Raw genomic sequence first — 24,190 nt, forward strand, 5'->3', positions numbered from 1 at the left:
CTCATTTCTCTTCAGCTTTTATTCTCTTATATAGATCTTCAGCCCAGTCATATTTTTTGAATAGTTCATCATACAATGGTTGTACCGCCTCTTGCATTTGTTTAGTAAATTCTGCACTAGGAGTCGTGAATTTAATTCCATGTTGCTCCAAGGTAACTATTCACCCCGATGCTAGTGTGTAAAGTAGCCCAGCACAAATAGGGCATTTCTGTCATAGAAAATGCCCTACGTAGCGGAAAGAACACGATCTATCGTTTCGCCTGTCAACAGAAGACACAACGAGTCCCACACGTTTTTTTCGTGCTTGGTGAGTGTGGAAACGATGCTCCTTGCGATGCAAAACGACTGCGCGAACGTTTCCTGACGAAATGTACCCGAGATGTTCTCTTTGACTTTGACCATGCGAAGATCCCGTTCGGCTTGGTTGTTGTCAAAAGGAACGTGAGCTTCACGCAAAAAGCGCAACGCTTCTTCCTTTCGTTTTTGAAGTCGCCGAACGAAGGAGAGCGCTTTTTTCGGCAACGGTGTCATCCCTTCCAACTGATGGTTGGCTTTCTCGAGTATGCGATCATACACGTGCTCCCAACGTTTCGCTTCTTCTTCAGGAAGAAAGCCACCATGTTGTTCGACCACTTGTTTGGCATTTAATAGAAACGTGGTCATCCGTTTTGCCCATGTATGCCCTTGTTCGATGAATCCTTTCAAGTCACGTAAATGATGGGCATGACAAAGGGCATGTGTGGCTTCGGTGTATCTCGGGTATGTACCGAATGCATCATGCATCATCGTTCCTTTATATCGTGGAAGAATCCCGATTTCATCGGTTGCTTTCTTTCCACGAGAAGCGTGAGGAGCTAAGTACGTATATGCGGATGTACAGGCGACATGAACCCAGGCCTGTTTGCCATCGATCCGCAAGCTCGTTTCATCGACATGCAAGATGTCCGATTGAAGCAATGCTTCCTCGATGATGTCCATGTTTGGTTCGAGTGCTTCGCGACCTCGTTTGACCATATTGACAAGTGTTCCTGTGCTGATCGGATGTTGATATAGCTCTTCCATCATGTCACGTAAACGTTGATATGGAATCATTTGTATGTTGTATAAATACACGACAAGCGCCGTGATCCGTGGACCATATTGCACATGATTGGTGACGTGTGATGGGAACTCGGCTTGTTGCACGCATCGGCAATGTGGACATGATTTCACTTCGCGTTCATGTTGTGTCACTTCCATCGTCACGGGAGGCAGATCAAACACTTGACGGACATCGACTTTGAACGGTTTTACGTCACGCAAAGAAGACCCGCATCCTTGACACGTATGTACGCGATGGACGACACGATGATGTGGATGTTCCACTTGACGGAGCGTCGTTCCCTCATGTCCCTCCTGTCCGCCAGGCTTTTTGTCAGACGGTTCACGAGAGGAACGCTTTTTCTCAAAACGGTCAGAAGATGGGGGCAGATGGCTATTAGAGCTGTTTTTTTTCGTGCGTGCTTCCAGCTCTTGAACACGATACTTCAGTTGTTCATTTTCTTTGCGTAGCTGTTTGTTTTCTTGACGCAAATGTTCATTTTCTTGAATGAGTTGATGAATGAGCTGTTTTTGTTGTTGGACTTTGCTGATTAAGCTTTCAACCGTCAATACAGCTTGTTGTACCGTCAACATGCGATTCACCTCCTTGTCTATCAATATTCACATCATAGACAGGAAAACCAAAAAATATTCAGCTCACTTTATGAGGTGGCTGAATAGTTACGCTCCAAGAACTTTTTGTCTTCTTCATAGCTTTTTTCCATGAGCTCAAATTCATAATTAGCTGCTTCTTTTGCCGCCTCTTGTATAATTGTCTGTTGTTCTTTAGTTAAGCTATCCCAAAACTTTTTATTGATCACGTATATATTAGGACTAAACATATGTTTTGACTCTAATACATCTGTTTGGACTTCGTACCATCCAGATGCCCGCAATGTGGCAATTGGATTATCTTGTCCGTCAACTACCTTTTGCTCTAGAGCCGTGAAAACTTCCGAGATCGGCATTGGAGTTACGTTGGTTCCTAATAATTTTCCAATAGTAATATAATTAGGGATATTAGGCATTCTCATTCGCAACCCTTCAAAATCATCCATTGAGTCTATCGTTCTATTAGCCGAGAACATTCTGAATCCGTTTGCACTCCATGCCAACGGAACAACTCCATGCTTTTTCTCAAGATCTTTGGCGATCTCCTTCCCAATAGGACCATTGAGCACTTTCTTTACATGTTCAAAATCTTTAAATAAAAACGGCCATTCAGGAACTCCCATTTTCGGGATATCATTTTGCATAATTAATCCCGGAATCCCCATTTCAATCGTTCCGTTGCGGACGCCATCATAAAATTCCTTCTCTGCTCCTAAGGTGCTATTCGGATAAATTTGCACTTTAAGACTGCCGCCGGATTTTTCTTCCACAATTTTTTTAAACTTTTCACGCAATGCAATATTTTGTGGATGCTCTTCCGCGAAATAGTTGGCCACTTTGATCACTTTAGCCCCACCCGATTGGCCATTCCCTGCTGTAGACTTTGTCCCTGACCCTCCACAGCCTGACAGCAGCCCAAGTAATAAAACCAAAAACAGAGAAAAAATTGCCATCCTCTCCACTAACTACCATCTCCTTTGCAATTTGTTTTTATTAGATAAAATTTAGAAGAAATCGCCATAAAGCACAGTTTATTAAGCGCTTTCAACAATTGATTTTTTATAATCTCTTTTACTTGCATATCCCATAGACACTTTGAATAAAAACTAATACCGATATGTAGTTTTATATAATAAAACAAAGTTTTGAAAAAGGTATACACAAGATTGTTTTATATTATAAAACATAGTTTTTTAATTTAAATAAAGAGTTTTTTGTTTTTATATTAATTTAAATTTTCTGAGTAGTCAATAGAAAAAGTGATTTTTCCTTAATCCAACCCCATACGTGAAACTCGGCTATGGGCTTCTTTCATTCAAATTATGTGATAAATGGTGTCCCGGAGCGTATGAGGATATAAACTCGCCCTCAAAACAATCAACCCCTTCATGTTTATGTGCATAAAAAATCCCCTCCCCCCCGAAGCGCACCCTGCCTTCGAAAGGATGGGGTAAACATTTTGAATAATGCAGCAGCTATACCCTCACTTTTTTCACGCCAAAATCCCTTCAATTTTCTCCAGCACGTCATCGCTGAGCGCAACGTCAACGGCTTTGACGTTTTCCTCGACTTGTTCCGGACGGCTGGCGCCGATTAAGGCGCTGGCGACGTTTGGCTGGCGCAATACCCAAGCGAGGGCGAGCTGGGATAGCGTAATGCCGAGTTCAGCAGCGACTTTTTCGAGCTGTTCGACTTTCGTTAAAATTTCATCGTTTAGCAATCCTTGAATGAACGTGTTCGCTTTTGGATCGGCGGCGCGGCTTCCGGCCGGCAGCTGCTGGCCGCGTTTGTATTTGCCGGTCAGCACCCCTTGGGCGAGCGGCGAGAAGACGATTTGGCTGATGCCGTTTTGTTCGCACACCGGGATGACTTCGTTTTCAATATAGCGATGGAACATGTTGTACTGCGGCTGGTTGACGACGATCCGGTCAAGCAAGTAGCGATCGGCCACGCCGAGCGCCTCTTGAATTTGCTGGGCCGTCCATTCACTGACGCCGACATAGAGCACTTTTCCTTGGCGGACGAGATCATCGATCGTGCGCAACGTTTCGTCAACCGGCGTCTCCTTGTCGTACCGATGGCAATAATAGATGTCCACGTAATCCAGTTGCAACCGCTTTAAGCTCGCATGGAGCTGCTCAAACACATGTTTGCGCGACAAGCCGCGGTCGTTCGGGCCATCGCCCATCGGCCAAAACACTTTCGTCGCAATGACATACGATTCGCGCGGATATTTGCGCAGCGCCTCGCCAACGATCTTTTCCGCTTCCCCGCGCGCGTAGACGTTCGCCGTGTCAAACGAGTTGATGCCGAGTTCGTACGCCTTGTCAATGACGCGGATCGCCGTGTCTTTTTCCACCGAGTTGCCGTATGTAAGCCAGCTGCCTAAACTGATTTCGCTCACTTTCAGCCCAGTGCGGCCGAGTTTTCGATACTTCATTCGCGTTCCCCTCTCCTTTGGGCGGCAATCAATGCCAAATTCTTCATGTCCTCATTATAATCCTCGATCGCTGATTTGCAAAGAGATTTGCCTTACTATTCAAAAAAATGACTTCCCTTTCTTTTCGCCCATTACCGTCTTTTTTCAATCGGTTCACAAAATTTTTGTAGATTTCCGTAGATTTTCGTAGGTGTGTATTTACAATGAATTCGAAAAACGTTCACAAAATTGTCACAAAGGAGGGGGGCTATTGATTTATTTCCACCAGGTCAACAAATACTACGGCGATTTTCATGTTTTGAAAGACATTAATTTGACGATCAACCAAGGGGAAGTCGTCGTCATTATCGGGCCATCCGGCTCGGGCAAAAGCACGCTCGTGCGCTGCATCAACCGGCTCGAGACGATCTCAAGCGGCGAATTGATCGTCGACGGCGTCAAAGTGAACGACAAAAACATCAACATTAACGAACTGCGGCGCAATATCGGCATGGTGTTCCAACATTTCAACTTATACCCGCATATGACCGTCTTGCAAAATATCACGTTAGCGCCGCGCAAAGTGCTCGGCATGTCCGAAAAAGAAGCGAACGAGATCGCTATGTATTATTTGGAAAAAGTCGGCATCCCTGACAAAGCGAACGCCTATCCGTCCGCGCTGTCCGGCGGCCAGCAGCAGCGCGTCGCCATCGCCCGTGGATTGGCGATGAAGCCAAAAATCATGCTGTTTGACGAGCCGACATCCGCCCTTGATCCAGAAACGATCGGCGAGGTGCTCGATGTGATGAAACAGCTGGCCAAAGAAGGAATGACAATGGTCGTCGTCACCCACGAAATGGGGTTTGCCCGCGAGGTGGCCGATCGCATCGTCTTTATGGACCAAGGCCGCATTTTAGAAGAAGCGCCGCCTGATGAGTTTTTTGCGGCGCCGAAAGAGGAACGGGCGCGCGTCTTTTTAAGCCGCATTTTAAACCATTAATTCCGGTCAATCAAAGGGGGTTTTTTCTCATGAGAAAGAAAGCATGGAAATGGTGGATCGCGGTTGCCTTGACCGCCTTATTGAGCGCCGTTGCTTTGACGGGCTGCAGCACGACGGACAAAGGGGAAGGCGGAACATCGTCAGAAAACGCCAAAGCGACCAATACGCTTGAAAAGATTAAACAGCGCGGCAAGCTTGTCGTCGGCGTCAAATACGATTTGAATTTATTCGGGTTAAAAAACCCGGAAACCGGCAAAGTCGAAGGATTTGACATCGATATTGCCAAAGGGCTGGCGAAAAAAATTCTCGGGGATGAAAACAAAATCGAATTGAAAGAAGTGACGTCAAAAACACGCATCCCGATGCTGAACAACGGGGATATTGATGCGATCATCGCCACCATGACGATCACCGAGGAACGGAAAAAAGAAGTGGATTTCTCGGATGTGTACTTTATGGCCGGGCAATCGCTGCTCGTCAAAAAAGACAGCCCGATCAACAGCGTGAAAGACTTGAAAAAAGGCATGACCGTTCTGACGGCGAAAGGATCGACATCGGCGGAAAACATCCGCAAAGTCGCGCCGCAGGTCAACGTGCTGGAGTTTGAAAACTACGCGGAAGCGTTTACCGCGTTGAAAGCCGGCCAAGGCGATGCGCTCACGACCGACAACGCGCTGCTTTGGGGCATGGCGAAACAAGATCCGAACTACCGCGTCCTGGATGAAACGTTCACTGAAGAGCCGTACGGCATCGCCGTCCGCAAAGGGGATAAAGAATTGCTTCAAGTCATCAACGAATACTTAAAAGAAATTAAAGAAAACGGCGAATACGATAAGATCTACGAAAAATGGATTGGCAAAAAGCCGCAACAGTAACAGGCGAAACGGTGGGCGGAACACATCCGCCCACCTGTTTGCCCAAAGGACAGGCCATGAGTCAGCGAGGAAAGGAGGCGTTTAGCCTTGTTGCGCTATTCTATTTTAGTTGAACATTGGGATCTGTATATGCAAGGGTTTGGCCATACAATCAAGGCCAGCGTGTTGGCGCTGATCGGCAGCTTGGCCATCGGCACCGTCATGGCCATTTTCCGCATCGCTCCGATTCGTCCGCTCAATTGGATCGGAACAGCGTATGTAGAATTTATCCGCAACATTCCGCTTGTGTTGATCGTCTTTGTTTTTTTTATGGGCTTGCCCGCCGTCGGCATCCGCTTTGACTCGTTTACCGCCGGAACGCTCGGGCTGATGGTGTATACCGCCGCTTTTATCGCTGAAGCGATCCGCTCGGGCATTCAAGCGGTTCCGAAAGGGCAGATGGAAGCGGCGCGCTCGTCTGGATTGACGTACTTGCAAGCGATGCGTTACGTCATCTTGCCGCAGGCGGTGAAAATCGTCATCCCGCCGCTTGGCAACCAGTTCATCAACTTGGTGAAAAACTCTTCCGTGCTTGGCGTCATCGCCGGGTTGGATTTAATGTATTACGGCGACTTAATTTCTTCCAAAACGTTCGTCACCTTTGACGTTTATATTTTCGTCGCTTTGTTTTACCTCGTCTTAACGATTCCGCTCAGCCTTGGCGTCGGCTACTTAGAGCGCCGTTTGCTTAAGGCGCGGTAGGAAAGGAGGCTAAACGATGGATTTTGCCGGTGCTTACGCGCCCGCCCATTTGAAGTTTTTGCTTCAAGGGTTTCTCGTGACATTAGAAGTGGCATTCATCTCGATTGTCTTAAGCTTTGTGTTCGGCATTATCATCGGGGTCATTCGCTATACGAAAATCCCGGTGCTTTCCCAATTGCTGGCTGTAATGGTCGAAACGATTCGGAATTTGCCGCTGTTGTTAATCATTTTCTTTACGTATTTCGCCCTTCCAGAAGTCGGACTCAAGCTGGATAAACTATATGCCGCCATTGCGGCCTTGGTCATTTTTGAATCGGCCATGTTGTCGGAAATTGTCCGCAGCGGCCTGCAGTCGATCGATAAAGGGCAAATCGAGGCGGCGCGCTCATCGGGGCTTACGTATGTGCAGACGTTATGGTACATCATTTTGCCGCAAGCGTTGCGGCGCATGGTGCCGCCGATCGTCAGCCAGTTTATTTCCTTATTGAAAGATACGTCGCTGGCCATTGTCATTTCCTTGCCGGAGCTGATGAACCATGCGCAAATCATTAACGGACGCAACGTCAATTTTGTCATCCCGATTTTCATTCTCGTGGCATTCATGTATTTTATCGTCAACTATTCGCTGTCACTCGTCTCGCGCCGGTTGGAATACCGTCAGCGGTGATGGAACCGTATCCCCTTCTTCGGCTGGGGCATACGGTTTTTTCTTGCCGTCTCTTTTGTTAAAAAGATCCGTTGTTTTCGCTTTCCTGTTATATAATAGAATTGCAGATTAGCCCATGACCTTCACAAAGGCGGTGACGTCCACTGACACCAGCAAAAAAAGAACCGCTTTGGCTTCTTTTGCTTTTGCTTTCCGCTACTGCGTTTCTTGGCGAAATGAAAATGAACCCGTTTGACAGCCCGTTTCGCGTCTCACTCGGCAGCGCCGTCTTTTTTCTCGGGCTTGTCGCCTTTCGCTCCCTTCCGCCGCTTGTGATCGGTGCAAGCACCGGAGCGGTGGTCGTCGGCTTTCGCATCTTTCTGGACTCGTTGACAGGAGAAATGTCGACTTCTGAGAGTCTGCTGACCCATCTTCCGGCAGCAGGGTATTATATCAGCTTTGCGGCAATGGCCTCTGTCCTCCGCTTGCGCCGTCAAATTACAGCCCCGATTCGGGCTGGAGCGGTTGGAGCAGCGCTTGATTTTTTGGCTAACGCCTGTGAACTAGGGATCCGGTATTGGATGGGCGAACCGTTTGCCTTCAGCGGCCAAACGATCATCGTCTTATGGTTATTCGCCATTTTGCGCAGCTTTTGCGTCATTGGCGTTTACAATATGTGGGTGACGAAGCATGTCCGCTCGCTCGCTGAAGCGAGAAAGCAAGAACTCGAACGCCTCATCATGGTGAGCAGCGGATTATACGAAGAAATGTTTTACTTGCAAAAATCAATGGCTCTCATGGAAGACATGACGCGCAAAAGCTATGACCTTTCCTCGCGGCTGATGGAAAGAGAACACGTTGAGCCGCGCGTCGCCCTGGAGCTTGCCGAACATATTCACGAGACAAAAAAAGATATGCAGCGCATTTTCGCCGGCCTTTCTAAGCTTATCGGCCGCCAATCGGTGCGCGGGCGCATTTCGATTGCCGAACTGTGCGCCATGGTCATTCGCGCCAATGAAAAATACGCCAGCTTATCCGGAAAAACGATCACATTTTCGTACAACGGCCATATCGATCTCATGACCGACCAGCTGTATCCTCTTCTTTCCGTGCTTAACAACTTGGTATCGAACGCCGTCGAGGCGATTGGCGAAAGTGGGTCCATCTGTCTGCGCACACGCCTTGAAGGAACCGAATTGATCATCGAAGTCGAGGATACCGGTCCCGGCATTGCGGCTGATGACATCGCCTGGATTTTTCAGCCCGGATTCACAACGAAATACGACCGCCAAGGCAATCCGTCCACAGGCATCGGGCTTACCCACGCCCGCGATATCGCCCAAACACTTGGGGGGCATCTACAGCTCGTCAAAAGCGAGCCGGGACAGACGGTGTTTCGCCTTGCCGTGCCGACAGCCCGCCTCCTGCAAAGCACACCGTCCGTAGCCGAAATGTCCGATCGCGAGGCCGACCGGCAAGAAAATTCCGTCATGTAGACAAGGCAATGGCCAAAAGCCAAGGAAGGGAGAGAACAGAAAGATGGGACTCCGCTTTTTTCTGATAGAAGACGACCCTGTTGTAAGAAAGATGCTCGAAAAATTGATTCATGAATCCGGGCTCGGTGAGGTGGTCGGCTGTGCGGAAGACGGGTTGAATGTTCGCGCTGCCGACTTGCTTCACGTTGACGTAGTGCTCATCGACCTATTAATGCCGGGGCGTGATGGCATTCAAACGATGAAAGCGTTGCGACAGGAAGGATTTATGGGGACATTTATCATGATCTCGCAAGTGGAAAACAAAGAAATGATCGGCCAAGCGTACTTGCATGGCATTGACACCTACATTCAAAAACCGATCAACCGCTATGAAGTGTTGTCTGTGCTCAAGCGCGTCGCCAACCATATGTCCGCCGTTCGCTCGCTGGAATCAATCCGCCAAGTGCTCAGAGGGCTTGAGCCGCAAACGGCCGATGCCGATGCCGTTTCCAAATCGTCCGCCCTCGAACAGCAGGCGCAGCAGCTTCTCCTTCTTCTCGGTGTCGCCGGCGAAGCGGGAAGCGCCGACGTGCTCCTTGTGGTGCACTGGTTGGCGGAACAGGAAGCGAAAGGCCGCCCTGTGCGTGAACTGCCGCCACTCAAAGAACTTTATGCGGAACTCGTCCGGCGGGAATACGGCCTGCCGCCCGCTAAAACCGTCAAAGAAGCGCGGGCGATGGAACAGCGCATCCGCCGCCTCGTCTTGCAGGCGTTCACCCATCTCGCTTCCCTCGGCCTAACCGACTACACGAACCCGACGTTTGAGCATTTCGCTCCAAGGCTGTTTGATTTTGCTGACATCCGCCGGCGGATGAAGGAACTCGAACGCGGCCAAACGGAGACGGAATGCCGGATGAATGTGCGGAAGTTTTTAACGGCTTTTTTTCTTGAGCTGAAGCGCGCCTAAAACATGATGGCGACGCCTTGAGAACGGCACCATCATTTTCCTTCGCCATGCCAACGGCCAACCGTTCCTCTCCTTGCTAGCAACGAATGAGACAAAACGCCCGGCCGCCACCGATGTGCTGAAGTAGCGGCACATCTTCCTTGATCACCCTACCGATGACGTTGACGTTGTCATCAGCGGGGAGATCAGTTAAGGCAATTTGCAGTTCCCCGGCATAACGGCCGTAACGCTCGTTGTCAATCGTCACGCTTCCGGTCGGCCGCGGCGCCGGATCGATGGAACGCAACGCTTCCTGCGGCCATGCAAGGGTGCGGCGAGATTCAACTGAGCGAATCACATCGCGGGCAGCGTCACGCCGATTCGTGTGCACTGTTTCGATAACAGACAGCCAGCGGGCTGATACGATTGGCCGGTAGCGAATGGGAATGATTTCTTGCCGCACCCACTCCATTCGCCTAAGCACATCGTCCGACACTGATAAGTCTCCAACAAACACTTTTTCCACCTTATACATTTTGATCAACTCGATATAGGCGTAGACCGGATCAGCTTCCCGATGATCCTCTAACGTTGGCAGCCCTTTGTAAAGCGGGCCGCGCCTTTGGGCATTGCCCGGGATAAAAGCGCCGATCGACGTGATGCCGCATTGGCGCAGCATTCGGTTTTGTTTCGCAAGCGTGTCGCCGGAAAGACCGGTTTCCGGGCGCGGATAAAAGTTATGCCACGCTTCCACATTAGACCAGTCGATTTGTCGCGATACAAGCTCCCGGATTTCGCGCTCCGTGATCGTGCTGGCATTCAGTACCACCCGTATCTGCTTAGAAAGCCGAACCGTTTCATCCAACGAAAAACCATCATCGAGCCGTAGCGCGACCATTCCCCACCGGTTCAACGCCTTGGCGACGCCAACACCGACCGGCAAGCATGAAAGCGCGGAGGGGGTGACATCTGCCGCCACCCCGACCCCATAGCAACGGGCGAGCCGGCCGATAAATTCAAGTTTCTTTCCATCTTCCATCTCGTTCCCTTTTGAAAGCTGTAGCGAAGTAAACAATTCCTTCGCCCCGAAACGCACTGCTCGCTGAAACGTTTCTTCGATTTGTTTGAGCGGTTGAAAGAGATAAAAAGAAAAGGAAAGCACCGCCATCCCTCGCTATATATTTTCTGCCATTTCCTCTTTAAATCCGAACCAATAGGTAAATAGGAAGCCGAGCGTGTACGAAATGACCAATCCGATCAAATACGTGATGTACTTTCCATCAGCGATGAGGGGAATGAGTGACAGCCCGGACACGCCGATACCAAGAGCCGCCGTTTTCATCACTGCTTGAAACGCACCACCGACCGCCGCTCCGAGGCATGCGGTGACAAACGGCCGCCCCAGCGGCAGCGTCACTCCATAAAGAAGCGGCTCACCGATGCCTAAAAACCCGACCGGCAACGCCCCTTTAATAATGTTGCGGAGCCGCTCGTTTTTCGTTTTCACATACACAGCAATCGCCGCCCCAACTTGACCGGCGCCCGCCATGGCCAATACGGGCAATAGAGGCGTCGAACCGAGTTTTTGAATCAGCTCCATATGAATCGGTGTCAAACCGTGATGCAGCCCGACCATGACAAGCGGCAAAAACGTTCCGGCCAACACCGCGCCGGCAATCACTCCGCCTATATCGAGCACGGCTTTTAATCCGTTTGTAATCGCCAGCGACAGCCATCCCGCAATCGGCTGTACGGCGATCAAGGTAAATAAGCAGACGATGAGCACCGTGATGAGCGGTGTCACAATGATATCAACCGCATTCGGGACGAATCGGCGCACCCGTTTTTCGATGACCGCCATCAGCCAAGCTGCCAACAGGACGGAAAACACCCCTCCCCTTCCAGGTGTAAGCGCTTCCCCAAAGAGTTTGACATCAGCCAGCGCCGGATTGAACACGAGAATGCCGGCAATCGCCCCTAATACGGGAGTGCCGCCGAACTCCTTCGCCGTATTGTAGCCGACTAACACACCAAGAGAAGCAAAAATTCCGCCGCCAATCAAAAGCAGTAGCTGCAGCCACGTTGCCGCCGGATCAATGCCAGCATTCTTGGCAAAGTTGGCGATGCCGTTAATGATTCCTGAGGCAACCAAACCAGGGATGAGCGGGATGAAGATGCTGCCGATTTTGCGCAACAACCGTTTAAGCGGCGTTTGCTGGCGCGCTTTGACCTTCGCTTTTGTCCGCTCCGCGATGTCCTCGAGCTCGTCTTCCATCACTTCCCCAAGCTCTAAACCCGTCATCTCACACAACGCCGCCGCCACTTTGTTGACAACGCCAGGGCCGACGACGATTTGCAACGTTTCGTCTTCAATGATCCCCATCACTCCCTCGATCCGTTTCAAAGCTGCGATCTCAGCTTTGTCCGGATCACGCAGCGACACGCGCACCCGTGTCATACAATGAGCAATGCGAACAATGTTCTCTTTGCCCCCCAAATGCGAAAGCAACATTGCGGCCATTTGTCGTTCTCGACTCATTCTTTCCTCTCCCCCTCTATTGGTTAATCAAGCGCTTTTCGCACAAAACCTCCGGCTTTTTGCAATCGCGCTTTCGCCTCTTCATAGCTGCATCCACCTAAAATCATGACAATCGCTGTTTTCACCTCCCCGTTGGCCTGTTCATAATAGAGGGACGCTTCTTCGGCGCTCACGCCTGTCGCCTCCATCAAGATGCGTTTTGCCCGCTCTTTTAGCTTTTCGTTCGTCGCCTGCACATCGATCATCCAGTTGCCATATACTTTGCCGATGCTGACCATCGAAGCGGTCGAAATCATATTGAGCACCATTTTTTGTGCGGTTCCGGCCTTGAGGCGCGTTGAACCGGTCAGCACTTCCGGTCCGGTTTCAATTTCCACAGGCACATCCGCATACTGGCTGATTTTCGCTCCTTGGTTGCAGGCGATGCTTCCTGTCGCTGCTCCCACTTGCTTCGCATAGCGAAGAGCGCCCACGACATATGGCGTCCGTCCGCTCGCCGCAATGCCGACGACCACATCGTTTTCCGTCAAGCCCAATGCCTCGAGATCGTGAACGGCCGCCTCTTCATCATCTTCTGCTCCTTCCGCCGCATTGACCATTGCTTCCCACCCCCCGGCGATCACCGCATGAACCATCTTTGGATCAACGCCAAACGTCGGCGGACATTCAACGGCATCAAGCAAACCGAGCCGGCCGCTTGTTCCTGCTCCAACGTAGATGAGCCGCCCTCCGCGTTGAAACGCGGCGATAACAATCTGTACGAGCTTCTCAATCGAATCGAGTTGTTTCGCCACAGCGGCCGCCACGGTCTGATCTTCTTCATTCATCACTTGTAAAATTTCTTTCACCGTCATTTCATCCAAACATTTTGTCTTTTCATTGCTTTGTTCCGTCGTCAGACGTTCGAGCAATTTTGTCACCTCTTTAAACGAATTTTGAAATTTAATTTCATAATTATATTATATATTTATGAAATAAAATATCAATATATTCTTTTTTGATTTTCAAAACATCCCCACAAAAAAACGGGCTCGTCTCAAGCCCGCTTTATCTTCGCAACCGCACCACTTCTTCTCTTGTCTGGTGAAATCGTTCAATCACCCGGCTCCCCACACGATGGAACGTGATTAAATAGAGCGCATCGATCACGTTGAGCTGCACCATTCTCGATGCCATGCTGCCAATGCGGTGATCTTGCTCCACGTCCGGCAGCGCCAGCTTGATATCGGCCTCTTTATACAATGGAGACGTTGGATCAAGCTTCGTAATGGCGATGACCGTAGCGTGCTGTTTTTTCGCAAATCGGGCGATCTCCAATACGTCCTTTGTCCTTCCAGATGTCGATATCGCTACGAACACATCTCCTTCGTTCAAATGGGCTACCAATGGCAGCATTGTATGGAAATCAGGCGACATCACCGCCATATAGCCGAGTTTCGTAAACTTGTAACTGGCATCCATCGCAGCGGCCGCCGAGCCGCCAACTCCGTAGAACAGCAGCTTCTTTGCTTTCATGATCGCCTCTGCCGCTTTTTCGAGCTCTCGCTTATCAAGCGTCGTGGTCACCGCTTCAATCGCAGCCTTATTGACATACGTCACTTTCACAAACAATTCATGCGGAGAAACTGGTTTGTCGAGAATCGAAAAATCGTTAATGCTCATATCGGCCGTCGTCAACTCGCGAACGAGCGCCAGTTTCAATCCCGGAAAACTGCCGATGCCGACCGTCTTGCAAAAGCGGACGACGCTTGCCTCGCTCGTATCCGACGCCTGCGCCAACTCTTTCGTCGTCATATTCGGCACTAACTCAGCATGCTCTAAAATGTAGGCAGCCACCTTTTTCTCTGCCGGCGAAAACCGTTCGAGCTGCTGCTCAATTTTCATTAAAATGCCGAGTTCGTTCATCATTTTTTCTCCCTTTCTATACGCTGTTCCCTCTCTATCTTATCATGGATGTGCCTTTACACTCCATGTTACCAAAAAACTCGAATAAAAAATGTTTGAATTCGAGATATATATTTGCTATGCTAATGATGTGAATATGAATCGCATGACAAGAGGGGGAGAACGATGACGACATTTCAACTCGACAAAGCGCACAGCTCTGTCGCCTTCCAAGTCAGACATATGATGATTTCCAAAGCGAAAGGAGAATTCACCAACTTTGACGTCGAGGTGCAAGGCGATATCAACGAACTCGAGTCGCTGAAAGTGAAAGCGACGATCGACGCCGCCTCGATCGATACGAAAAACGCAGACCGCGACAACCATCTCCGCACGGCTGACTTTTTCGACGTCGAAAACCATCCAACGATCACCTTTGTCAGCGAATCGGTGCGCAAACTTTCCGACACGGAATATGAAGTGACCGGGAAACTGACGATCCGCGGCGTGACGAGAACGGAAACGTTCAAAGTCGAATACAACGGCCAAGTGAAAAACCCGCTCACCGGCGGCATCTCGGTCGGTTTTGACGTCGAAGGAACCATCAACCGTGAAGACTACGGGTTGGTATGGAACGTCGCGCTCGAAACCGGCGGATTCCTCGTCGGGAAAGAAGTCAAAATCCTTGCAAGCTTTGAATTCGCCCTCAGCTGAATGATCAAGTGAAACGAAGGTGTCCCAAAAAGCAATGGGACACCTTTATTGCGCTGTATACCCGCCGTCAATCACGACCGCCTGCCCAGTGACGCCTTTGGCCTGTTCCCCTGCCAAAAAAGAACATAATGGGCGATTTCTTCGGTCGACGCTGCCAACGTTTTCGCCACCTCATAGCCGATCCCCCGCGCCGCTCCGGTGATGAGTGCCACTCGATTCGTCATCATTCCCCTTCCACCTGCTTCATCTGTTTGTACACATCATCATACTGCTTCGCCAGTTCAAAATCGAGCTTCGTCAGCCCTTTCGCCCGCCATGAGGACAACTTTACGGTGATGAGCTTGTAGTCGATCGAAATGAACGGATGGTGGTTGACGTTTTCCGAAATCACGGCGATTCGCCGGACGAACTCGATTCCTTGCAAGTAGTCTTGAAAACGGTATTTTTTCACAATCCACCGCTCATCGGCCAGCTTCCAGCCGTCCGCTTCTTCGAGCAGCGCTTGCACTTCCGTTTCCGTTAACCGCACCTTTATCCCTCACTCTCTATATTTGAAATATAGCGGCTAGCGGAATCGCCAAATCCGCAAACAAAAATGAGGAGAGCGTATCGCGTTCGCCAAACACGCTCCGCTTCATACCCTTTTTCGCCGCGGCCGTACACTTCCACTGTCCGGTGCAGCGGGTCCACGATCCAATATTCCTTGACGCCGAACTGTTCGTACAGCTTATATTTTTCGTTCCGGTCTTTCAACGCTGTACTTGGCGAAAGCACTTCCACGACGAAATCCGGCGGACCATCGCACCCTCGGCTGCCAATTTTGCTTTGAACTGTAGATGAGCAAATTCGCTAACATAAATTTACAATCAAATGGAAAGGAGATATGAAACGGACTCCCATCATTGGAGTTTTCATCCCAATCGCCTGTCGCGTAATGGGTACCCTGCTTGTCTCTTAAATTATGGAAATAATTGTAATAAAAAATACTCATCTACAGTTTGAACGCAAATGACAGAGATGTCTGGCTGCACCACATGCTCCGCCTGTTCATAGTCCGCCGCTCATCAAGGCGTACATCAAACGGCGCCATGACAACTGCACATCCTTTTTCGCGAAAACATGATCGCAAAGCAACATACAATTCGCCGACGATAGACTGGTGGACAAACGAAGAGGCCGGTGCTATGCTATAGGGCACTCTGTTGATCAGCTCCCACCGTCCGTCCCATTTGGCATAATCTTGATACGTATACCGTTCCTTTTGTCGCTCAGTCGATTTCAAGCCCATTCCCCCATCCACGAAGCTGTGCCTCTATTATACCATCGAACATCCACAGCCGTCATACAACTCAGGTGCTGACTCCACCAAAACATCCATGAGTAAATTTTACTTCCAACCCAGGCTGAACATCACCGTCCATGAATTCGTTTTCAAAGAAAAAAGCCATCCGACCGAGATGGCTTTTTGCCCGTTTGGCTGATCATCCCTTCATTAAGGCTGCAAACTCGCCAACTGCTCGGCAAGGCGTAAATAAAAGGCATGAATATCAAACAACGGATTCGGGTCAACGCCGATCACTTCCAAATGATCAACATTGTACGTTCCCATATCATTCCAAACTCCTTTTTTCAACGTCCCGTCATACGGCACGATCCGATCGGTCGATCCACGCTTCGGCCCGTTCATCGAAAACGTGTTGACGATGCCATCGTTCTCAAGCCAGCGGTCGTCAATGCCAAGCGCCGCATTGCGGTACGAGCCGAGAAACGGGGCGCATACGGCGGCGCTGAATACATTCATCCCCAGTTCGGGATAATAGTTGCCTGTGAGTGCTCCGCGATACGTCCGTTCTGTGGCAAAGCTCAAATAATACGTGTTCGGACTTGCTTGCACCCATTGGTTCAGCGCCTCCGCACCGGGAACGGATAAATCATAGCGGGCGGTATCTGCGGACGTCCAAACGGGGGACTGTTTGAGCCGCTTAAAATATTGGTCAAACGATTCACCCGGCTGACGGCGCAACCCCCATTGGTCGAGCTTAAAATCGTATACTTGACTTGTGTACGGCACATTGCTGGCGACAGCCGCGGCTTTCAACACCGCTTTTTGCAAGTCAAAAAAGCGATCGGTGAAATCGACCATATTGACAAGCGTCGTCCCGTCATGAGGAGTGGCAATGGTTGTCACACTCAACACAAAATTATGTCCGCCTTCAAACAACGGCGACAACGACACGTTATGCGCCTTGGCGTACTCCCGCTCTTCTTTGCTTCCGTTCTCTAGGAGAGACACAAGCATGCGGGCCGTCTGTCCTCCTTGGCTATGAGCGATGATATGGACGCGGCCGCCTCTTTTTAATTCCGGCAGCAAGCCCGGATACGTGCGGCCAAACCGCGCATGGCCGTGCTTCGCCGCATGGGCCGCACCATAATCGACCGTTCCGCCGACAAGCTGGGCGTACGCTTCGCATGCCCGGTCCCAGTTGCTTGAGAGCGGGCCGACCGCCAACGTGTACGTTCGATACCCCTGGGCGTTAAGCAGTTGTTCGATATCGCCGCGCACCCCGCCCCAGTACTTGAACCCAAACATTTCTTCTCGTCCCCAGCCGGTAAAGCCATGGAGAAGCACAATCGGCGCATCATTGGCTCGCGAAGCCGCCGCTTCAGCTTGCCCTCCCGGAACAGATAGGCAGAACACAAGCCATAATCCGAGCAACACAAGAGCAACACGCCGACAGCATTTCATCATGTTCTCCCTCTCCTTTCCTTCAATAGGCCAAAATCTTTTTATTCTGAATTACCATAATATTTTATACATAAGACCAAGGCCCTTCAACCCCTGCAATTGTCGGGGTTTCCTGCTGGAGAAAGGAAACGCGGCTATATCGGATCGCGACTTGAACCACCAAAGAGCAGCAGTTGATCAGCCACATCCAAGCGATGACGGCGGAAAAAGCGGATCGATTAGCGCCGCGGCACATAAACGCACAAAACGCGGGCCACGATAACGACAGAAAAAGGTGAACGATCCGGCGCGCTACACCGAACCATTCACCTCCTACCAATCATACTTGAAGCGGTATATTAACGGCGCCCGCGCGAAAGGGGCAACCCCTGTCCTCATCACTCCGGTCGAGCGGCGGCGCTTTTCCGCCGACGGGCGGGCGCTCAACTCGCATGGACTTTATCCTGCGGCCATGAAGGCGCTTGGGGAGAGAGAGCACGTTCCCGTCATCGATTTGACTTCAAAAAGCAAACAGCGGTTTGAACAGCTTGGTCCGGAACGGACGAAACGGTTGTTCTTATGGCTTGCGCCCGGCGAGCATCCGAATTACCCGCATGGAATCAAAGACAACACGCACTTCCACGAACGCGGGGCAAAAGAAATCGCCCGGCTAGTCGTCGAGGGGATTATGGAGCTCAACCTCCCCCTCCGCCGCCACCTGATCCGTTCACTGGGACAAGAACCTGTGCGAAGCCGCTAAACCGAGCGGTTCTTGGCCCTTAGCCGCACTAGCTCATCTACTAAACGTCATGACGCCGGCAGTGACCCTTTTGCCTTTCACCCAAGGCCCGTCCGATCCAAGCTAGGATGGGCGTCTTTTTTGCCTTTCATTCCCGCCGGACGTTGCCAACGGAACAACTCTATTTGAACGACAAGTTTTCATCGAAAACCGTGCGGAAACGACCAGGCGGCCGGCGCCGCGTTCATGTCGCTATCCTTTTTCCAACAAGACGAACACGCGCGCTGTTGCACTCCTTGCCGCGTTATTTCACTGCTTTTTCTTCCAGCCCTTCAGCCGGCAGCACAATCTCCGCCCGCTTGACATCGTACAAACCGTACGGGATTAGGCGAAGACCCGGCAGGAAATCGCACGTTAAAAACAAGAGAGTATACAAAATATCATGGAACGGAAATCCACGTTCTTGCAACAGCGCCAACAGCTCATCGTGGAAGCGGACAGCCGTGTCAAACGAATGACCGGTCGTCATCATGCCGGTAAACGGCAGCGGAATTTCCACCACTGTCTTGCCGTCATCCACGACAACAATCCCGCCGCCCATTTCGTGCACTCGTTTCGCTTCATAGCCGATCGTTCCTTTCGCCTCGTTCATCGTTGTTTCAATAGCTGACGCAGTTTAAAGCGCTGAATTTTTCCAGTGGCTGTTTTCGGGAGTTCGTCGATCAATTCGATGATGCGCGGGTATTTATAGTGGGCCAGATGTTGCTTCGCAAATTGCTTGAGCTCTTCTTCCTTCTCGGCTGAACGAGGAACGCCGTCTTTCAACACGACGAACGCTTTCGGAACCACCAACCCGTTTTCATTTTCCACACCCACTACGGCTGCTTCCAGTACATCGTCATGCCGCAGAAGGCAGTTTTCCACCTCGATCGGGGAAACCCAAATGCCCCCGACTTTCAGCATATCATCGGAGCGCCCGCAATACCAGTAATACCCTTCTTCGTCGCGGTAATATTTATCGCCAATATACAGCCATTCTCCGACGAATTTTTGTTTGTTTTGCTCGTGAAGGTTCCAATATCCGTGGGCAATCGAGTCGCCGCGAATGATCAAGTCGCCCACCTCATTTGGCGGCAGTTCATTCCCTTGCCCATCAATGATTTTTACTTCATAGCCCGGAACCGCCTTTCCGGAGCTGCCCGGTTTGACGTCGCCAATGCGGTTGGAAATGAAAATGTGCAACGCTTCCGTCGAGCCGATGCCGTCTAAAATGTCGACCCCAAACAGCTGCTTCCATTTATAATAAAACGATGGCGGCAACGCTTCACCAGCGGAGACACAGACGCGCAACGAACGAGCGTCAAAGCGCCGGCCGGCTTTTTCTGCATAATCGATCATGGCGCCGTATAACGTCGGCACGCCGAAAAAGATCGTCGGCTTGTACGTTTCAATCGCCTGAAACATCACCTCCGGCGAAGGCCGCTCTTTCACAAGCACGGTCGAGGCGCCGACGCCTAACGGAAAATACATTCCGCCGCCGAGGCCATACGCGAAATACAGTTTCGACGCCGACAGACAGCGGTCATTCTCGTTGATTCCCAGCACTTGTCTGGCGTATGTGTTTAACGCATATTCCATATCGTGCTGCAAATGGATGATTCCTTTCGGATCCCCCGTGCTTCCTGAACTGAACAGCCAAAACGCCGCATCATCTTTGTTCGTCGGCGCCGCTTCCAGCTCCTTATCCGTGCGGGCGAGCAACCGATGAAAGGAAAGCGTTCCCTCGATGGAACTGTTAGCGTTTTCATGAATGACAATGACATCTTGCAAAAAAGCAAACCGCTCGCGAATCGGCTGAAGACGCTCCCATAAGTCTTCGTGAATGACCAACACTTTCGCCCGGCTGTTGTTTAAAAAATATTCGTAATCCGACGGTTGCATCATCGTATTGACCGGAATCGGCACCGCTCCGATTTTGATGGCGCCAAAAAACGTATAGATAAACTCGGGGGTATCGTGGCAGACCATCACCAGCCGGTCTTCCATCCGATAGCCAAGCCCCCGCAGCATATTGCCGGTTTGGTTCACTTTTTCTTGCAATTCCTGGTAGGAAATTTGCTCATCGCGATAATAAATGGCCGTTTTCTCTCCCATCCCGCCCTGAACGTTATGGTCAATAAATACCTCCGCCGCATTGTACAGCCTGCCGAACCCGCGCAATTCCATTGTTCACCATCCCATTCCCCATGAAATTGAACTGCCCGGTGAATCAGCGTGCAAAACAACTGGGCAGCGAAGCCTTTGAAAGGATGAATCTGTCTCCATTTCAAAGGCTCCGCTAACCACACGTTAAATGCCTTTCCAATTCGGTTGGCGTTTTTCCAAAAAGGCGCTCATCCCTTCTTTCGCGTCTTCGGAGCGGAACAGCAAGTTTTGCAGCTCGCCTTCGTAGCGGATCGCCACATTCAGCGGCATCTCTTTCCCGTTCATGATCGCCAGCTTGATGTTCGAGACCGCATACGTCGCGCTGCTCGCGAGCTTGCGCGCATATTCCCGCGTCCGCTCTCTCGTTTCCGCCTGCGGAAACACTCGGTTCACCAGTCCAATGTCCAGCGCCTCTTGCGGCGTGATCGTTTCGCCCGTAATGTTCATATCCAGCGCCCGCGAATAGCCGATGAGCCGCGCCAGCCTCTGCGTGCCGCCTGTTCCGGCCAACACGCCAAGCGACACTTCCGGCAGCCCGATTTTCCCTGCTTCATCGCCCATAAACCGCAAATCACACGCCAACGCCAGCTCCAACCCGCCGCCGACCGTATGCCCTTCTAAGCAGGCAATGTACACTTGCGGCGAACGCGCGATTTTGTCGAGCGTCTCATTGCAGAACAGGCAAAATTGCGTTTTAAACCGCGGATCAGCCGAGCGTAAAAAGTTGATATCCGCCCCTGCCGAGAAAAACTTCGGCACATCGCTCATGACGATGACGACTTTGATGTCCGGGTCAAAGCGGATGTCATCGATGGCTGCATTGAACTCTTTGTAAAATTCCAAATCATACGAGTTCGATTTGTTAATGTGCAAGTGAATCTCGGCAATCCCATCCTCTTTGACAACCGTTAAATATTGTTTTTTCGTTTCTACAGCAGTCATTGTTTCATTCCCCTTCCTTCAAAAATGATTTGATTGTTTCACGCAGGCAACGACAGATAGACCTTGTTTTGAAAAGTTCATTTCCCTTGCGCTTCAAGAGAGAGAAAGAATACCGTCTGTTCCTCACCTCCTTGTATGCTGTTGTTATTTCAACTGAACGAAAGGTTCAGCCGCAACCGTTTTCAATTCCTGCTGCAGCCGTTCAACGAGCTTGACTCCGTTCGGCAAGTACCCTTCCTGTTGCAACTCTTCCTTGCTTTCAACCTCTTTTAACCAAGCCGCCGCTTCGTTCGCCGCGGCGTTCAACGCTGCACGGAAACGATGAGGAACAGCGCCGCGCTCATGGGCGAGCTGCTGCGCCCAATGTTTGGCGTATACAAGATGATCTTGTTGTTCTCGGATCAACTTCTGGATTCGCGATACAATGGCAGGATGGTTGGCATCGAGTGCGGATTGCAAAACAGCGTCAATGGCGGTGTTTGTTGCGTATAGTGCGGCGATGAGCGTGATCCAGTTATGCACGTTGACGGCGCTTGCCAGCGCTTTTCCGGTTTGGCGGTAAATTTCCGGCTTTTTTCCTTTCAAGCCGCGCAAATCGAAACACCAGTTGTACAACAAGCGCGCATGTCCGAGCTCTCCTTGCGCCATCGCGATCGATGCCAGCGTGGCTTCCAAATTCGGACCGCTGACCCCGACCTCAACAAGGCGGTCGCCAAGAACGTATTTATTGTCAGCGATCGTTTCGAGCAACTCAATCAGCGAATGCACAGCAGACTGCCTTTGTTCCATTGCGCCTCCTCCCCCTTTAGGCATAGCCACTTCGGTTTTCTCACCCAAACGAGCTCGCTGCGATCGACAACAACCATTTCCGCCCAATCTTCCTCATCGTACGTGTAAGTGGCATATACTTTTGCCAGCTCCTCGTTTTCCGCCTCCACTGTGCCGATGTGGACCAATTGGTCGCCTCGTTTCACGCGAGCGAAAATGTCAAACGTTTTTCGTCGTTGGGCCGCTGTCATGTGGAGCTCACCCCCCAATATTTCAATTTCTCGCGCCCTTCCGGACTGATCCTGTCGACCGTCCACGGCGGATCCCAAACGACGTGAATATGAACGTCACGAACCCCTTTCTCTTTGAGCAGTCGATCGCGGATGTCTTGCTCGATCCACTCCATGCAAGCGCATGATACCGCTGTATACGTCATGGTCACATGGAGCTCTTCATCCACTTTTTCAATGTGGTAAATGAGCCCCATATCGACGACGCTGATCGGAAATTCCGGATCCATCACTTCTTTCAGCGCTTGCCAATACTTTTCCGTTTCGGTGTTCCGTTTGTCCATCACACCGCTTCCTTTCGCAGTTGTTCGAGTTCCTTCGCCCCGCGTTGAATCCGTTCCACGAACTCTTTATTTTTCGGGCCCCGCTGTTTAAACCGCTTGATGACGTTGTCCCACGTATCCGGCTGGTCAAACAGCCATTTTTTGTTCACCGGGTCAAACTTGCACGGGAACGGCACATCGAGCACGTATTTTTGTTGCTCCTCATCGTAATGGGCAGGAACTTTGACACCGATTGATTCGCAGAACGGAACGGCCGTTGACAGCCATTTTTGCCGCAGTTCGTCATTCGTCCGCCCTTTTAAGCGGTACTCCAGCTGCGCCGAGCGGCTTTTCAACCGGTCCTCGACCCCGAAAAACTCAAGCGCCATTAAAAACATCCAGTCGACCGCTTTTTGCACTTCTTCGCGCAAATTCGGATCCTGCATCGCTGTTCTCATAATGATCTCGCCGTTGCGAAGATGGAACAGCTCCTCTTTGTCCACTTTCACGAGCGCCCGCTTCCACGGCCCGTACGACGTATGCTCAAACGCATCGCCAAGAAGGGTGTAGCCCGCGCGGTCAAAAAAAGCATTGAAGACGCCGAATTCAATCCAGTTTGACAACTCAAAATCAAAGGCGTACGGGTTTTTCCAACGGTGCGCCTCCCGCTCGTACAGCAGCCTGTCAACATCCTCGCCCAAATCTTTCAACAGCCGATAGGCGATGTGGGCATGGCCGATTTCATCCTGCATAATGGCCAGCGCTGTAATTTTGCTGTTTAATGTCGGCGCTTGGTCGTACACCGTAAGCAGCGGCGGGACGCTCAGCAGCTCGGTGTCGCCGACGATCGTCAGCGTCTGTTTCAACGCGTTTAAATACTCTTCATTCATATCGTCAATGCCTTCGACGATAAATCCATTTTGAACTTTTTCCTTTAGCAGCGTTGCTTGATCCATATTCTCACCTTCCTTATTACGTTTTTTTTAACTATCGTATTCTATACATAATGTTAATACAACGTAAATAGTGTTGTCAACATAAAAATAAGAAAAATCGGAAAATTATTTTTAGTTGGAAATCCTTTTATTTCTGCTGATCAACCGTCCATTCTGTCTCTTTGTTCCATTCGGTCGTTTTTCAGAGTATACAACATTTGTTTTCCGTTCGTGTAATTTTCATGGAGCCACTAGTTGCACAACTATATAGAGGCAACGAAAAAGTTTAACACATCCTTGACGGAAAAGTTGTTTGTCCATTTTTTCGACTGTCGAAGGCAAGCCTGTGGCTTGCCTCCGTCACGCCAGGGCGTGACGGAAGACCGAACAAC

25 protein-coding genes and 2 pseudogenes are annotated in these 24,190 nt (G+C 50.5%); 8 read left to right on the forward strand and 19 right to left on the reverse strand.

Translation table 11 applies throughout. The features are described 5' to 3' along the window. Nucleotide 1: 1 nt before the first annotated feature. From LG52_RS20140 to LG52_RS07990, 4 genes are all read right to left on the reverse strand, one after another. A complete protein-coding gene (locus tag LG52_RS20140) occupies nucleotides 2-151 on the reverse strand; it encodes a hypothetical protein (protein ID WP_231584437.1) in 150 nt (49 codons plus the stop codon). A 74-nt stretch (nucleotides 152-225) separates the two neighbouring features. Further along, a complete protein-coding gene (gene tnpC / locus LG52_RS07980) occupies nucleotides 226-1,674 on the reverse strand; it encodes an IS66 family transposase (protein WP_044731107.1) in 1,449 nt (482 codons plus the stop codon). 68 nt (nucleotides 1,675-1,742) lie between these two features. Next, nucleotides 1,743-2,654, reverse strand: coding sequence for a TRAP transporter substrate-binding protein (locus LG52_RS07985; protein WP_044733152.1), 912 nt, complete (start codon nucleotides 2,652-2,654; stop codon nucleotides 1,743-1,745). 530 nt (nucleotides 2,655-3,184) lie between these two features. After that, nucleotides 3,185-4,132, reverse strand: coding sequence for an aldo/keto reductase family protein (locus tag LG52_RS07990; protein ID WP_044731525.1), 948 nt, complete (start codon nucleotides 4,130-4,132; stop codon nucleotides 3,185-3,187). A 250-nt stretch (nucleotides 4,133-4,382) separates the two neighbouring features. Between LG52_RS07990 and LG52_RS07995 the strand changes: the two genes are divergently transcribed. The 6 genes from LG52_RS07995 (at nucleotide 4,383) to LG52_RS08020 (ending at nucleotide 9,815) form a co-directional block, all read left to right on the forward strand. Further along, complete coding sequence (locus tag LG52_RS07995; RefSeq protein ID WP_044731526.1) at nucleotides 4,383-5,111, forward strand: amino acid ABC transporter ATP-binding protein; 729 nt, start codon at nucleotides 4,383-4,385, stop codon at nucleotides 5,109-5,111. A 29-nt stretch (nucleotides 5,112-5,140) separates the two neighbouring features. Beyond that, nucleotides 5,141-5,986: a glutamate ABC transporter substrate-binding protein gene (locus LG52_RS08000; RefSeq protein ID WP_044731527.1), complete on the forward strand. Its 846-nt coding sequence runs from the start codon at nucleotides 5,141-5,143 to the stop codon at nucleotides 5,984-5,986. 87 nt (nucleotides 5,987-6,073) lie between these two features. Beyond that, nucleotides 6,074-6,727 (forward strand): amino acid ABC transporter permease, encoded by a 654-nt coding sequence (locus LG52_RS08005; RefSeq protein WP_044731528.1) that lies wholly within the window; start codon nucleotides 6,074-6,076, stop codon nucleotides 6,725-6,727. Between the two features lie 16 nt (nucleotides 6,728-6,743). Then, nucleotides 6,744-7,394 carry an amino acid ABC transporter permease gene (locus LG52_RS08010; RefSeq protein ID WP_044731529.1) on the forward strand — a complete coding sequence of 217 codons (651 nt, stop codon included), beginning with the start codon at nucleotides 6,744-6,746 and terminating at the stop codon, nucleotides 7,392-7,394. Nucleotides 7,395-7,615: 221 nt separating this feature from the next. Next, complete coding sequence (locus tag LG52_RS08015) at nucleotides 7,616-8,869, forward strand: sensor histidine kinase (protein ID WP_075261694.1); 1,254 nt, start codon at nucleotides 7,616-7,618, stop codon at nucleotides 8,867-8,869. Between the two features lie 43 nt (nucleotides 8,870-8,912). Beyond that, complete coding sequence (locus LG52_RS08020) at nucleotides 8,913-9,815, forward strand: response regulator (protein ID WP_044731530.1); 903 nt, start codon at nucleotides 8,913-8,915, stop codon at nucleotides 9,813-9,815. Nucleotides 9,816-9,891: 76 nt separating this feature from the next. Here LG52_RS08020 and LG52_RS08025 read toward each other — a convergent pair whose 3' ends face one another. From LG52_RS08025 to LG52_RS08040, 4 genes are all read right to left on the reverse strand, one after another. After that, nucleotides 9,892-10,956: a MupG family TIM beta-alpha barrel fold protein gene (locus LG52_RS08025; RefSeq protein ID WP_044733154.1), complete on the reverse strand. Its 1,065-nt coding sequence runs from the start codon at nucleotides 10,954-10,956 to the stop codon at nucleotides 9,892-9,894. Between the two features lie 12 nt (nucleotides 10,957-10,968). Continuing rightward, on the reverse strand, nucleotides 10,969-12,333 hold the full coding sequence (locus LG52_RS08030; protein ID WP_044731531.1) for a PTS transporter subunit EIIC: 1,365 nt from the start codon (nucleotides 12,331-12,333) through the stop codon (nucleotides 10,969-10,971). Between the two features lie 23 nt (nucleotides 12,334-12,356). After that, complete coding sequence (gene murQ / locus LG52_RS08035; RefSeq protein WP_044731532.1) at nucleotides 12,357-13,244, reverse strand: N-acetylmuramic acid 6-phosphate etherase; 888 nt, start codon at nucleotides 13,242-13,244, stop codon at nucleotides 12,357-12,359. 136 nt (nucleotides 13,245-13,380) lie between these two features. Then, on the reverse strand, nucleotides 13,381-14,238 hold the full coding sequence (locus LG52_RS08040; protein ID WP_044731533.1) for a MurR/RpiR family transcriptional regulator: 858 nt from the start codon (nucleotides 14,236-14,238) through the stop codon (nucleotides 13,381-13,383). A 165-nt stretch (nucleotides 14,239-14,403) separates the two neighbouring features. Between LG52_RS08040 and LG52_RS08045 the strand changes: the two genes are divergently transcribed. After that, nucleotides 14,404-14,931, forward strand: coding sequence for a YceI family protein (locus LG52_RS08045; RefSeq protein ID WP_044731534.1), 528 nt, complete (start codon nucleotides 14,404-14,406; stop codon nucleotides 14,929-14,931). 71 nt (nucleotides 14,932-15,002) lie between these two features. Here the strand turns inward: LG52_RS08045 and LG52_RS20990 are convergent, their stop codons facing one another. The 4 genes from LG52_RS20990 to LG52_RS08060 all read right to left on the reverse strand — a co-directional run bounded on the left by LG52_RS20990 (nucleotide 15,003) and on the right by LG52_RS08060 (nucleotide 17,677). Next, nucleotides 15,003-15,158: a hypothetical protein gene (locus tag LG52_RS20990; protein WP_407059895.1), complete on the reverse strand. Its 156-nt coding sequence runs from the start codon at nucleotides 15,156-15,158 to the stop codon at nucleotides 15,003-15,005. Next, the gene (locus tag LG52_RS08050; RefSeq protein ID WP_044731535.1) at nucleotides 15,155-15,460 is read right to left on the reverse strand and encodes a 4a-hydroxytetrahydrobiopterin dehydratase; all 306 of its coding nucleotides are present in this window, start codon (nucleotides 15,458-15,460) and stop codon (nucleotides 15,155-15,157) included. The genes LG52_RS20990 and LG52_RS08050 overlap by 4 nt, the downstream gene beginning before the upstream one ends. A gap of 2 nt (nucleotides 15,461-15,462) precedes the next feature. Then, on the reverse strand, nucleotides 15,463-15,711 hold the full coding sequence (locus tag LG52_RS08055) for a Uma2 family endonuclease (protein ID WP_419761067.1): 249 nt from the start codon (nucleotides 15,709-15,711) through the stop codon (nucleotides 15,463-15,465). 712 nt (nucleotides 15,712-16,423) lie between these two features. Then, the gene (locus LG52_RS08060; RefSeq protein WP_044733155.1) at nucleotides 16,424-17,677 is read right to left on the reverse strand and encodes an esterase/lipase family protein; all 1,254 of its coding nucleotides are present in this window, start codon (nucleotides 17,675-17,677) and stop codon (nucleotides 16,424-16,426) included. Between the two features lie 268 nt (nucleotides 17,678-17,945). Between LG52_RS08060 and LG52_RS08065 the strand changes: the two are divergent. Continuing rightward, a pseudogene (locus tag LG52_RS08065) lies at nucleotides 17,946-18,416 on the forward strand (rhamnogalacturonan acetylesterase); the annotation flags it as partial. A 283-nt stretch (nucleotides 18,417-18,699) separates the two neighbouring features. On the opposite strand, the pseudogene LG52_RS08070 reads toward LG52_RS08065, so the two are convergent. The 7 genes and pseudogenes from LG52_RS08070 to LG52_RS08100 all read right to left on the reverse strand — a co-directional run. Then, a pseudogene (locus tag LG52_RS08070) lies at nucleotides 18,700-19,014 on the reverse strand (adenine deaminase C-terminal domain-containing protein); the annotation flags it as partial. 29 nt (nucleotides 19,015-19,043) lie between these two features. Continuing rightward, entirely contained in the window at nucleotides 19,044-20,621 is a 1,578-nt protein-coding gene (locus LG52_RS08075) for a benzoate-CoA ligase family protein (RefSeq protein ID WP_044731537.1), read from the reverse strand. 123 nt (nucleotides 20,622-20,744) lie between these two features. Next, entirely contained in the window at nucleotides 20,745-21,542 is a 798-nt protein-coding gene (locus tag LG52_RS08080; RefSeq protein WP_044731538.1) for an enoyl-CoA hydratase/isomerase family protein, read from the reverse strand. Between the two features lie 144 nt (nucleotides 21,543-21,686). Continuing rightward, the gene (locus tag LG52_RS08085; protein ID WP_044731539.1) at nucleotides 21,687-22,331 is read right to left on the reverse strand and encodes a Phenylacetic acid catabolic protein; all 645 of its coding nucleotides are present in this window, start codon (nucleotides 22,329-22,331) and stop codon (nucleotides 21,687-21,689) included. Continuing rightward, nucleotides 22,298-22,561 (reverse strand): hypothetical protein, encoded by a 264-nt coding sequence (locus LG52_RS08090; protein ID WP_044731540.1) that lies wholly within the window; start codon nucleotides 22,559-22,561, stop codon nucleotides 22,298-22,300. The genes LG52_RS08085 and LG52_RS08090 overlap by 34 nt, the downstream gene beginning before the upstream one ends. Then, a complete protein-coding gene (locus tag LG52_RS08095; RefSeq protein WP_044731541.1) occupies nucleotides 22,558-22,884 on the reverse strand; it encodes a metal-sulfur cluster assembly factor in 327 nt (108 codons plus the stop codon). Before LG52_RS08095 ends, LG52_RS08090 begins: the two co-directional genes overlap by 4 nt. Then, nucleotides 22,884-23,819: a Phenylacetic acid catabolic protein gene (locus tag LG52_RS08100; protein WP_044731542.1), complete on the reverse strand. Its 936-nt coding sequence runs from the start codon at nucleotides 23,817-23,819 to the stop codon at nucleotides 22,884-22,886. The genes LG52_RS08095 and LG52_RS08100 overlap by 1 nt, the downstream gene beginning before the upstream one ends. Nucleotides 23,820-24,190: the final 371 nt, after the last annotated feature.

It is taken from the genome of Geobacillus kaustophilus (assembly GCF_000948285.1).
Lineage (GTDB): Bacteria > Bacillota > Bacilli > Bacillales > Anoxybacillaceae > Geobacillus > Geobacillus thermoleovorans_A.

Excerpts from the sequence above, each read along its gene's own strand:
- LG52_RS08060 (WP_044733155.1), bottom strand. The coding sequence starts at position 17,677 with ATGAAATGCTGTCGGCGTGTTGCTCTTGTGTTGCTCGGATTATGGCTT.
- LG52_RS20990 (WP_407059895.1), bottom strand. The coding sequence starts at position 15,158 with ATGATGACGAATCGAGTGGCACTCATCACCGGAGCGGCGCGGGGGATC.
- LG52_RS08085 (WP_044731539.1), bottom strand. The coding sequence starts at position 22,331 with ATGGAACAAAGGCAGTCTGCTGTGCATTCGCTGATTGAGTTGCTCGAA.
- LG52_RS08080 (WP_044731538.1), bottom strand. The coding sequence starts at position 21,542 with ATGACTGCTGTAGAAACGAAAAAACAATATTTAACGGTTGTCAAAGAG.
- LG52_RS08015 (WP_075261694.1), top strand. The coding sequence starts at position 7,616 with ATGAACCCGTTTGACAGCCCGTTTCGCGTCTCACTCGGCAGCGCCGTC.
- LG52_RS08075 (WP_044731537.1), bottom strand. The coding sequence starts at position 20,621 with ATGGAATTGCGCGGGTTCGGCAGGCTGTACAATGCGGCGGAGGTATTT.
- LG52_RS08045 (WP_044731534.1), top strand. The coding sequence starts at position 14,404 with ATGACGACATTTCAACTCGACAAAGCGCACAGCTCTGTCGCCTTCCAA.
- LG52_RS08090 (WP_044731540.1), bottom strand. The coding sequence starts at position 22,561 with ATGACAGCGGCCCAACGACGAAAAACGTTTGACATTTTCGCTCGCGTG.
- LG52_RS08100 (WP_044731542.1), bottom strand. The coding sequence starts at position 23,819 with ATGGATCAAGCAACGCTGCTAAAGGAAAAAGTTCAAAATGGATTTATC.
- LG52_RS08030 (WP_044731531.1), bottom strand. The coding sequence starts at position 12,333 with ATGAGTCGAGAACGACAAATGGCCGCAATGTTGCTTTCGCATTTGGGG.
- LG52_RS08010 (WP_044731529.1), top strand. The coding sequence starts at position 6,744 with ATGGATTTTGCCGGTGCTTACGCGCCCGCCCATTTGAAGTTTTTGCTT.
- LG52_RS08020 (WP_044731530.1), top strand. The coding sequence starts at position 8,913 with ATGGGACTCCGCTTTTTTCTGATAGAAGACGACCCTGTTGTAAGAAAG.
- LG52_RS08040 (WP_044731533.1), bottom strand. The coding sequence starts at position 14,238 with ATGAACGAACTCGGCATTTTAATGAAAATTGAGCAGCAGCTCGAACGG.
- tnpC (WP_044731107.1), bottom strand. The coding sequence starts at position 1,674 with ATGTTGACGGTACAACAAGCTGTATTGACGGTTGAAAGCTTAATCAGC.
- LG52_RS08000 (WP_044731527.1), top strand. The coding sequence starts at position 5,141 with ATGAGAAAGAAAGCATGGAAATGGTGGATCGCGGTTGCCTTGACCGCC.
- LG52_RS07990 (WP_044731525.1), bottom strand. The coding sequence starts at position 4,132 with ATGAAGTATCGAAAACTCGGCCGCACTGGGCTGAAAGTGAGCGAAATC.
- LG52_RS08095 (WP_044731541.1), bottom strand. The coding sequence starts at position 22,884 with ATGGACAAACGGAACACCGAAACGGAAAAGTATTGGCAAGCGCTGAAA.